This window comes from Nostoc parmelioides FACHB-3921, from assembly GCF_014696625.1.
Lineage (GTDB): Bacteria > Cyanobacteriota > Cyanobacteriia > Cyanobacteriales > Nostocaceae > Trichormus > Trichormus parmelioides.
The window spans coordinates 189,579-200,661 of the sequence record NZ_JACJQL010000003.1 but is presented as its reverse complement, the minus strand read 5'-3'; the positions used below and the strand labels follow the sequence as shown (position 1 = coordinate 200,661).

At 41.0% G+C, this 11,083-nt stretch carries 9 protein-coding genes; all 9 read right to left on the bottom strand.

Features of this window, described 5'->3' with window-relative positions; all coding sequences use genetic code 11:
* Positions 1–94 precede the first annotated feature (94 nt).
* Positions 95–2,347 (bottom strand): NHLP family bacteriocin export ABC transporter peptidase/permease/ATPase subunit, encoded by a 2,253-nt coding sequence (locus tag H6G14_RS04180; protein WP_190565878.1) that lies wholly within the window; start codon positions 2,345–2,347, stop codon positions 95–97.
* Positions 2,334–3,779, bottom strand: coding sequence for an NHLP bacteriocin system secretion protein (locus H6G14_RS04175; RefSeq protein WP_190565877.1), 1,446 nt, complete (start codon positions 3,777–3,779; stop codon positions 2,334–2,336). The genes H6G14_RS04180 and H6G14_RS04175 overlap by 14 nt, the downstream gene beginning before the upstream one ends.
* Positions 3,780–3,819: 40 nt before the next feature.
* Entirely contained in the window at positions 3,820–4,827 is a 1,008-nt protein-coding gene (locus tag H6G14_RS04170; RefSeq protein ID WP_190565876.1) for a hypothetical protein, read from the bottom strand.
* A gap of 63 nt (positions 4,828–4,890) precedes the next feature.
* Entirely contained in the window at positions 4,891–5,940 is a 1,050-nt protein-coding gene (locus H6G14_RS04165) for a radical SAM protein (protein ID WP_190565875.1), read from the bottom strand.
* A 122-nt stretch (positions 5,941–6,062) separates the two neighbouring features.
* A complete protein-coding gene (locus H6G14_RS04160) occupies positions 6,063–6,281 on the bottom strand; it encodes a type A2 lantipeptide (protein WP_190565874.1) in 219 nt (72 codons plus the stop codon).
* Between the two features lie 203 nt (positions 6,282–6,484).
* Positions 6,485–7,579 carry a cyclic nucleotide-binding domain-containing protein gene (locus tag H6G14_RS04155; RefSeq protein ID WP_190565873.1) on the bottom strand — a complete coding sequence of 365 codons (1,095 nt, stop codon included), beginning with the start codon at positions 7,577–7,579 and terminating at the stop codon, positions 6,485–6,487.
* Positions 7,580–7,616: 37 nt separating this feature from the next.
* Positions 7,617–8,789, bottom strand: coding sequence for a DUF7005 family protein (locus H6G14_RS04150; protein ID WP_190565872.1), 1,173 nt, complete (start codon positions 8,787–8,789; stop codon positions 7,617–7,619).
* A gap of 7 nt (positions 8,790–8,796) precedes the next feature.
* Complete coding sequence (locus H6G14_RS04145) at positions 8,797–9,585, bottom strand: MinD/ParA family ATP-binding protein (RefSeq protein ID WP_190565871.1); 789 nt, start codon at positions 9,583–9,585, stop codon at positions 8,797–8,799.
* A gap of 64 nt (positions 9,586–9,649) precedes the next feature.
* Positions 9,650–11,026, bottom strand: coding sequence for a cache domain-containing protein (locus H6G14_RS04140; RefSeq protein ID WP_190565870.1), 1,377 nt, complete (start codon positions 11,024–11,026; stop codon positions 9,650–9,652).
* Positions 11,027–11,083 lie beyond the last annotated feature (57 nt).

Genomic DNA, 11,083 nt, shown 5'->3' with positions numbered 1-11,083 from the left:
GGTTATTGTTGTTGGTTACTAGTTTTGGGGTGTAGAGAAAGAAATTCTTAAATTGTAAATTTTGAATTTTGAATTTTGAATTTTGAATTGATTCTCATCCTTCCGTCCGAATCAAACGCGAATATGCACCCTCAACTTGCCAAAGTTCTTGGTGTGTACCTTGCTGTACTACTTTCCCCCGTTCTAGAACAATGATTTGGTCACAGTCGCGGATAGTGCTTAATCGATGCGCCACGATAATACAGGTACATCCCCGACGGCGGAGATTTTGGTCAATGATTTTTTCTGTTTCTGCATCTAAGGCGCTGGTGGCTTCATCCATAACTAAGATAGAGGGATTATTTACCAACGCACGGGCAATTTCTAGTCGTTGTCGTTGACCACCACTGAGATTAGCAGCACCTTCAATGAGTTCGGCATCATAACCTCCAGACATAGAGAAAATTACATCAGCGATCGCCGCATCTTGGCAAGCCCTCATGAGGTTTTTATCTGGTACAGTAGTATCCCACAGGGTTAAATTGTCTCTCACCGTACCGCCAAACAGTAAAATTTCCTGCTCCACCATCGCCACAGAGTTAGTCAGCAGTTGGGGGGAAATCTCCTCTCTCGGTTGACTATCAAAGTAGATTTCCCCAGTCCAAGGTTGATACAGTCCGCTTACAAGTTTGGCAATGGTAGACTTACCAGAACCGCTTCCCCCCACCAACGCCACACGCTGTCCTGGTTTAATTGACAAATTAAAGTTTTCAATTAAAGGCGCTTCTAACCGACTATAGCCAAAAGTGATATTTTTTAACTCCACATATCCTTGCAATTTAGGAAGCGCATATATTAATGGAGACGATATTTCCCCCCCTACACCCCTACACCCCTGCACCCCTATACCCCCCTCCCCCACCGGGTTATCTAACACATCATCAAGACGAATCAAATTTCCCTCTAATTCCTGAAGAGTCGTACCAAAGTTGACAAGATTGTTGACGGGTAGCTGAAAACCAGACATTAAACCTTGAAAGGCGATGAGCATACCGATACTCAGATGTCCATCCATCACCCGAAAACCACCGACTATCAAGAGCAACATGGCGGAGAGAGCCGATAGCAGTGTGGGTAAAACTGAGAATGTCTGGTTAGTAATTCCTAATTCTTGTTGAGAATTGAGCGCTTTGGTGTAATAACCAGACCAGCGAGAAAAGAAATCAGACTCTAACCCTGATGCTTTGAGTGTTTCCATGCTTTGCAAGGCAGCAATCGACACCCCTGCGGCCTTGCCATACTCTTGGATTAATCGTTGATTAGCGTCTACCCGTTGACGAGAAATCCATTGCAAAGTTAAGACGTTCACGGCAGCAAAACTAACCACCATCAAGGTAAGTACCCAGTCATACTGCACCATAACCAAAGCATAAAAAAGCACCATCAATGTGTCAATGATGGTTGTTGCTAACTGTCCAGCTAAAACATCGGCTACTTGGTCATTCAGGTTAGTGCGGTTACTGATTTCCCCGGCGAATCTTTGGGCATAAAAGCTCACAGGTAGGCGTAGAATATGCCAGAGGAAACGGCTGGACATACCCACAGCCAGTCTAATTTTGAGTCGGCGTAGGTAGCGTAACCTGAGTAATGTCAGTGACCCTTGCAGTATAGCAGCGATCGCCATTGCCAAAAGCAGAGGATGCAGCCATAACATCCGTCCCTGTACCAAAATATCATCGACAAATATTTGACTAAATACGGGGATTACTAACCCAATAATCGTCAAGAAAAATCCTGCCACGATGCAGTAAACTAAAGCACTCTCCGCCCCCTGTAACCGTGACCACAAAGATGCAATCATGCTGGGTTTGCGACCACCTTTTTGGAACTCTGCGCCTGGTTCCATCACCAGCACTATTCCGGTATATCCCTCGTCAAATTCTTGTAACGATACATGACGCGGCCCCGTAGCGGGGTCATTGAGATAAACCTGATGTTTACCAAATCCCTCTACCACAACAAAATGGTTAAAGTTCCAAAAGACAATATAAGGAGGGCGTAATTGTTGTACTTGCTTCAGTTCTTTTTTAAAACCTTTAGCTTCTAGTCCATAAGTTCTGGCAGCTTTCACCATATTAGATGCCTTGCTGCCATCGCGGGAAACTCCACAGTCTCGTCGCAGTTGTGGCAGTGGTACAATTCGACCGTAATAACCAAGAATAATTCCCAAAGCAGCCGCACCACATTCCACTGCTTCCATTTGTAGCAGCGTAGGCGTTTTCACTCGCAGCCTTCTAGGTAGTAGTATTTTTTTTACATACTGCCAAGGATTAACCAGTGTTACTACGGTAGATTTAGTAGATACCACTGGCAGACCTCAATATTGGTAAAACAAAGGTGATGGGAGCGCGTTCTTCCACTTTAACCCGCACAACGGTAGTAGTTCCAGAAGAAATATTCAGGTGCGGCCCGGTGGAAGAAGACCACTTATAACCGCTTGGTGTGTTGGCATCTAATTCTAAGTGAGAGAATACTTGTATTAATCCTTGTTGTTGAGACACCAAACCTTCCAGCACCTCAGAATTACCTACTTCACTAGCAGCCGCTTCCTTGGTAATCGGGAAGCGAGAAATGCTGGTGACATTACCCACAATCCCCCCAAAACGTTCCCGCTTCACCGTTTGGGGGGTAATTTGGATAGACATCCCTGGCTGAATTTTCTTCCCCTCCGCCACAGGAAAGTAGGTGACACCAACCAACTTACTCTGGGGATTCTCCGCTTCTATGGTAGCTAACCGTGTACCTGCGTTAACAACTTGTCCCGGTGTTAAGGTGATTTCTAAAATGCGTCCGCTATGTTGACTAATAATCTGGCTATTATTGCCTAGTTGTAGTTCCAGAGAACCAATCTCTCGCTTGACTTCTTGAATTTCTTTATTTCTCGCCGTGACATTTTCCAAATCTTGTTGAGCCACGGAAGCCTGTTGACTATCTAATTGTTTCAACTGTGACTGCAAATCAGCCACAAGCGTTAGATTTTCCCGATAATCTTTTTCTTGTTGAGTCTCTTTGACATCCAGTTCTTTTAATTGTGCTTGAATATCAGCGATTTTTTCTAAGTTTTGCAGATATTCCTGTTCTGCTTTGAGGGCTTCATCACCGGAAATCGCCCCTTCTTTTTGAAATAATTCTTGGCGAATTTTCATCCTCCGTAAAAACACAGAAGTCAGAGCTTGAGCCTGCTGGAGACGTTGCTGTAAGCCTTGACGTTGCTGATCAACAGAGGTGTTACCTTTGGTTTTGAGTAAAGGCGTGATTGCTTGTAATTCCAGTATACGCTGCCGGAGGTACTGACGCTGTTGTTGCTGCGATCGCTCCTCCTGTTCCAACCTCCGCCCTTGTAGCGAACCAACAGCTTTATCTTGTGATTCCAGTTGCGTTAGTTTCCCTCGCTGTTGTTGCAGTTGCTTACGTAGTTCAGCTTGGTCAATTGTCGCTAACACCTGCCCTTTTTTAATCACATCCCCCACTTTCACATTCAGCGCCATGATTTGCCCAGCACTTTTAGATTGTAGTGGTACAACATTACTGGGGTAAATTAATACACCCCGACCTTCAACGGTGATGGGAATGCTACCATAAATACTCCAGATAAAAGCAACTCCCACAATAGAACCCAACGCCACAAGAGGCAGCCAGCTTTTAGGACTGACTACCTGCATCAGTTGGTCTAATCTTTCAGGAGAAGATAGACGCTCTAAGGATTCTTTGCGGAATATACTGCGCTTTTGTTGGAGCATTTTTTGTTAATTTAACAATAATCTTGCCAAGATTTCCAAGCTAAGAAAATAAAGATAATAATTTTTTTGGAACACCATTCCAAGCCGCTACATCTTTGATTATCTCTTGTTTTAATAAATCAGACTCTGGAAGCTTGATTTCATCACACAAAGTAACTAAATCAGCAAGTGTTGCATACCAAAGTAATGGTGTATCTCCACGCCCCTGAGCAACAAAATTAGATGCTTGTGCTAAAAAAGTAGCAACTTCATTATTTATGAATGCCAATTTTAGCAATAACCAAGCATAGGCTTGAGGGTGACAATGATTATTCTCATTGGTGTTGACTAGTTTTAGTAAATCAGAATCAAACTGATGATCTTGACTAGCTAAAATGATCGCAATTTCACCTGTTACTTGAGCAAACATTGCAGCAACAAATTCTGGTATTTGGCGTTTTACACGCTCATAGCCCCATAGGCCAGGAACAGGTAATATATCTAATACTCCTTCAAGATAACCCAGAATCTGGAAAGCGAGTTTAATCGCTCGACTCCACTGCATACATCCCGCATCAATACGTACAAGATTATGAACTAATTGAATCCGACCAAAAAAGATAATTTCATAACCATATTCTTCCTCTAAAATCATATTAGTTTCTAGAGCGCTATAAGTTCGGTTACGAGCTTGTGTGAAATCACCTAATCGATAATCTAAGTAAGCTTCTGCTTGTTCTAAAAAAGACTTGTAAAGTAACATTCCTTCATGGGAGAGCTTATCTAGCTGAAGTAGAACATTTGCAGCAGAAAACGCCTTCTCAGCCGCAGTTAAATCTCCTCTACGGCATGCAAGTAAGCCTCTTTGTCTAGCAGTACTAAATTTATCTATCAGCAGTCTATCGGTCGAGGGTAAGCGAGTATTTATTAAATCTGAGAGATATTTATCTGCTGAATCATCAGATTTTACTGATGAAATATCAATAGTTTTAGCACGACCTACACAGTAAGATTCAAGAGTCATTTGTAGAGCATCTCTACAAGAATTAATGACTGAATAAAGTTGCATATTTTAAAGTTATGCCTGAGGATATGAAAGAATAATTGTATTTTTTGTAACTGTCATTTTGGCTTATACAGTCACTGCTTTCTTTCGCAGGTTAGCAGCTATTTCGTCACTTGTTGGCAATAAAACTAAAGGACAGGCTAGTGTGTCAATATCTAAGGTTTCAATTCCACGAACCCAAGGAGAAAAACGACCAGGAATGAGGTTTAGCTTACCATCTGATGCTAAAGTACCAATATCATTACGCTCATCTGTTAAAGCTACCGTACACTTGCCAACTTTTCCATTGGCACGAATAACTAAAGAGTTAGGACGTGCGGCATAACAAACGGCATTGTCTGGTACAGCACCATTCTGTGGCGATTTTAAATTATCACCAAATAATTTATCTTCTAGTATTTTCATAGCCTTTGCTTTATCCGTTTCTGAAAAAACTTTGATCGAAGCATCATTAGGCCCACCAAGATGTTCAATTCCTTTGAAGAAAGCAGAAAATCTAGGATCAGGCAATAACTCTCTTTTGATATCCTCTAATAAAGGATCAAGTAAATCAAATGTATCGGCAGTAAAGTGAAGACGCAATAAAACGGAAACAGGCAAGAGACTATCGCGTATTGCTAGTAAATTAGACCAGATTCGTTCAAAGGTATTTTTACCATCTGCGCGGATACGGCTTTTATTATGAATCTCCATAGGACCATCCAAAGAGATTTGGTAATGTGTAACTCCCACATTGGCTAAAGCAGAAGCAGTATTGATATCAAGAAAGTAAGCATTAGTGGTCATAGACCCTGAGTAATGCAAATGAGAATAATTGCCAGCCAGGGACATAGCATATTCAGAAATATCTAGAACAATGTCTTTAGCAACCAGAGGTTCTCCACCAAACCATGATAAATTTAAATAACTCAAGGTTGCACATCGCTTTTCAATTAGTGCTTTAATGCCTGAGATAGTTTCTGATTTCATCCTCCCTATAGAAAAATCTTCATAGCAATAAACGCAACGAAAGTTACACTGCTCTGTTGGTAAAATAATTAGTTCCAAATATTTATCAGATATTAATTTCGCACGCTTTACATTATCAATATGTTGTTGCAAAATTTCTACTGTCATAACACAAACTCCTCAACTAATTTTCTATTTTTTATTTCAAATGTATGTAAATAAAATAAATATGATTGCTACAGTCTAGATTTACCTTTAGCCTAGTGTAGCAATCCTTTTTCAGAGAATTATTACTCTGCTATTTGGTCAAAACTTGCACGAGTTTTACCGCATTGGTAATTTGCTCCACAGGCGACGTAGTTAGCATTGCCACCAGCAATTGCTTCAAGTTCTTCAGGGCTTAACTCTTGGAGTGCATCCGCTAATTGTGGATCTTTGATCACTAATTCTCCATTTTCATTAATTTGAATTTTTTCATTGTTATCTTGCTCTAGGTTTTCGTTGGACATAGTCCCTCCTTAATGATTTACAACTGACACAATTTTGGAATTTCGGAAGATTCCCTTAAGGAAAAATCCTTGATTTACTGTATATAAATTAATCTCTTTAATAGGGTAAATCAATACATTTTTTTTTGCTTACTACTCACATTTCTTTAGATACCAAGATTCAAAAAATCTACTTTAGATTAAAAAAATAGCATATTGGGAATTTAACTTACTTTTAATCTTCCCAACATCCAATCAAATCTTTTACCAGCGATCGCCATCCTATCTAAAGTGTTAATATCTAATTCATCGTCATACTCTAGCCCTTCACGTAAAGATTGACCCCGGCTATAAACTCGCCTACCATAACCAAGCTGACTCACCATTGCTTGCGATCGCTCAGAGAGTAAAGTAGCAATTACACGATAAAATCGGGATGCAAATCCTACATCTTGCTGCAATTTTGCGGCTAATTGTTGACGGGGAATCGCCAATACTGTGGAATCGATAATAGCCTTAACAGTTGCAGGGGGTAAACTACCATCAATAAAGGGTGTTTCGCCGATGATTTCACCTTTGGATAATTTGGCTATTTCTCTACCAGGAATTTCATGACCCTCAATAGCCGCAAAAGCACGCGCTAAAGGATTCTGTTCATCTGGGGAAATAGACAAAGACATTTTTCCATCGAGGAGAATATACAGCGCGTCTACAGTTCCTTGTTCGTGGATGAGTATGGTGTTAGCGGGAATTTTTTGGGGCGTACCAGAAGCCATCATCCAATCTATGTCACTATCGTGCAATTCTCCCAGGATAAACAGCACATCTCGTAAATGTTGACTTTGTGCTAGGTTACGACGACCAAGTTGATGGATGGTATTTTGTATTCTATCGGAAATAATGATGGCGATCGCTCGATAAAAACGCGCCGCAAAACCCACATCTTGCTGTAATTTCGCCGCTAATTCTCCTACCGGAATTGACATCACCAGAGACTTTTCCACAGCTTGAATCGTAGTGGCTGGTGGACGTGTCCCAATTAAGGGACTTTCTCCCACTATCTCACCCCTAGATAATCTCCCAATCTCCTTACCGAAGATTTCGTTCCCCTCAATAGCCGCAAATGCACGAGTTAGAAGATTATCTTCTGGTTGCGGGACAATAACGCTGAATGTACCATCTAATAAAATATGTAAGAAATCAGCAATTTTCCCTGGTTGAATAAGTGTAGTACCAGCCGCGACTTCTCTTTGATGACCTATAGCAATCATCAAATCAATATCACTTTTAGTTAGTTCTTTGAGTAAAACTTCTGTCATAACTAAGACCAATTATTTATCTAAGCTCATACAAAATCTATGACACTGGTGTAAGTCCCAAGCAATTACTCTGTAATCTGTCTAAAGTGTTCTGGATGAAAAAGTGTGCTTCTTCGGTAGCCAATTCTTCTAATGTCAAATATGTCAAAGTGATTAACATTAGGATTTGCATATTAGTATCTGTTAGCTTTTGGGCGTATTGAGTATGAAAATGCTGTAAGTTTTCGGCGGCGGCTTTTACTAATGCTTGTAAAATGGCAAAAGCTCCGTTAGAAAGTGGCAGTTTACCGCGATAGTTTTGCAGTCTACCTCCTTCTCGATATTGGGGAAATGATTCTAAGCCTAAAAATCGTAAGAACCAGTTGGATTGGTAATGACCAGTGGCAGCAACAATGCCTCTATAATCGGCAATTAACTCATCAAATATATTATTTCGCATAGAGTTGAATAGACGATATGTTAAATAGTGAGTACATTCATGTTCTAGACGAATTGTGAGTGACAATTTTTGCCATTGTGATGCTTTTAGTCCTATTTCTTCGGCTGAAATATTACTATATGGAATATTACTTAAAATAATAAATGTATCTTGATAAAGATGTTTTTGTAGGATTAATCTTTGAAACTCCGTGTTCCAATTAGAGGCAAAATGCTCTGCTTCCCATTTTTGGCGATATTGACGAATCCTGTCCCAATTGTTGAACCCACGAACTATACAAGCTCCCATTGATTGAGGAAGCGGTTGGGGTTCGTTGTGCTTTGTTAAGGCTTGCACTAGAGATACAAAATCTTCTCTGTTTTCAGTTAGTAATACGGGGATTGTTCCCGCCAAACTTTGATGAAGAATTAATTGGAGTTGTTGGGGTTGCTGCAAGACTAAACCTGTTGCTTCTGACATCTCGTCTGTTGATACACCCTTACGAGTGGCGTTTCGATAGGCTTTTGTCTGAGAGATACCTTCTTGGATGGGAAATTGTAACTGTACTAGCTTCTGTTTAAGTACTGCAAATGCGCCTATCATTTTGGCTGTAACTGCATATTTTTCCCAAGTTTCTATATGGGGTTCTGGGGGTAAGGGAAACTCTAGGGGATGGATTAAGCTACTGTGAGCAAAAACATTCTGGTTATATATCAATAGTTCCTCAACCTCGGAAGCTGTTGCGCCAAAGTCAGTCAAAACCTGAGTACGAAATAATTGTTGATTGCTCATATGGCTATTAGTGACTCACAACTAAACCAGCAATCTGCTCAGTAATTTCTTGAATGATTTGCGTAATGGGATGTTGAGAGTAACGCAAACAAAAAAGACCTTTACTTCCTAGCTGTACCATATCTTCTGCTAAGGGTAAAATCCCGGCGACGGGTACGTCATAGATTTGCTCTACTTGTTGTTTTAAGTCAGAGAAATTTAAGGATGCTAAAGCTTTGTTGAGGACTAAGAGAATTTTTGCCGCTTTCAATTTCCGGGCGACATCCACTGTCACGGCTGTTCCTTGGAAGTCTTGACTATCTGGACGGAGGATAATTAATAATACGTTAGAAATACCGATGGAAACTAATGTCTCTTCGTTTAAACCAGGGTGAGTATCAATTAATAAATAGTCTAATTTTAGAGTACGAATCAGTTCTTGAAAGCCGTCATGAAGGCGGACTACATCATATCCTTCCCGGAGAATTCTGGCAATTTCCGCAGCTTTAATACTGGAAGGAATTAGATAAAGACTACCTTTAACTTTAGTTGTACTTCCTAGTTCATTAACTAGTGTATCTGTAACATCATAGGCAGTATCTTGAATATCACAGCGTTGCCATAGATAGTCATTGAGGGTAAGTTTAATTTTCTCTTCTTTAAGACCAAAGATAATATGAATCCCTGGTGATTGGATATCTGTATCAATGATGCCTACACGCTGCCCTTGTAGCGCCATAGTAGCTGCTATATTGGCTATTATGTTTGATTTGCCGGTTCCGCCACGAAATGAGTGAATAGCGATGATTTGGGACATAAATTATATTTGGTAATGGGTAATGGGTAATTGGTGATTGGTGATTGGAAAATAAATATAGTGATTATGTGTTTTCTGTTGGCTCTGTTAAGGGCTGATTTTTGCTGTTGAGCGATCGCTCTTTTAATGATTGCACTTGAGTTTGCAATCGCTGGTAGTACTCTTTTTCGGTTTCATGAGTGGTTATTTCCTGGTGTTTGAGTTTTTGGATTGTTTGTTGTAAATGCCGAAAGTGTTCGTTTTCGGTGATTTCGGCTACATGGTTGGCTCTTTTGGTTTGATCAATCTCGATTCGCAATTCCTGAACCTGCATTTTCAGCCGTTGATCGCGTAACCTGACTTCCTCCGCCATTTCTGAAAAAACTCGGACTAATTGCCCGATATCATCTTCTCTATGTCCTAATTCCGCCAAACTCTGGTGTAACTCAACTACGTGAGCATCAAAATTATCATCCTCCAACGCTTGGGCGGCGGCGGTGAGGGCGTGAATCGGGCGGGAAATACTCAACCCTGACAGCAGAGCGATGATGGCCGTAATTCCACCAACAATCACCACGCTACTGCTATTGAGCCAAATCAGACGATGCAAGGGTGCGGTAAATTCTGCTTTGGGTTGGCTAACTCCCAATACCCAAGGTTGCGTCGCTAAGGGTGCAAAGCCGACTATTTGGGAAATGTGAGATTTTGGTAAGTGATAAGTGGCGTGACCTGGTTGTGTGGTTTTCACCATCACCCCTAACTCAGGAATATTTAGGCTGTGGTTGACCACAGACGGATCAGGATGACTGATAATAGTTCCCTGTTGATCAATCACAAAGACGTAATTCTGGGAGCCTAATAGTTGCAAAGCATTGATAATTACCCAAATATCTGCTTGGCGAATTTTGATAACGGTGAGTCCGATAATTTCCCCATGAGGCGATCGCACAGGCTGGGAAAAGAACATACCCGGATTTTGGCTAGTTTCACCAAGTAAAGTGCTAGACCCATAAAAGTTACCTTGGATGTGGGAATAGTTTTCACCAATAAATTTAGGATCTGTTGCAGCCAGACATTGACCATTTTTATCCATCAGTAAAACAACATCCAAGTTGGGATGGGAACGGAGGACATTTTGGATGGTCTGTTGTAGGTTGGGGCCTTGGGCTTTGCGGTTTTCTGGTGTGGTAGCTGAGAGAAAATCTACCACATGGCGATCGCTACTAATTTGAGCAACTACCCGATGATAATCAATAATTAATTGGTCAAGACGACTGGCGCTGCTGCTAGCTAGCAGCTCTAGTTTGTGATATTCTCCGGCCTCTACACTGTTTAAACTTTGTTGTAGGTTGTAGTAAGCCGTAAAAATCATCGGTACTAGCACAGCACAAACCAAGGCTACCGAAATTTTGGCAGCGATCGGCCAAGCAGGTGGATAAAATAACCGCCGGAAATACTTCATTTTGACAATGCAGACAAGTTTGATGATGATCAACGAGAAATCTTTTGCCCGTTGATC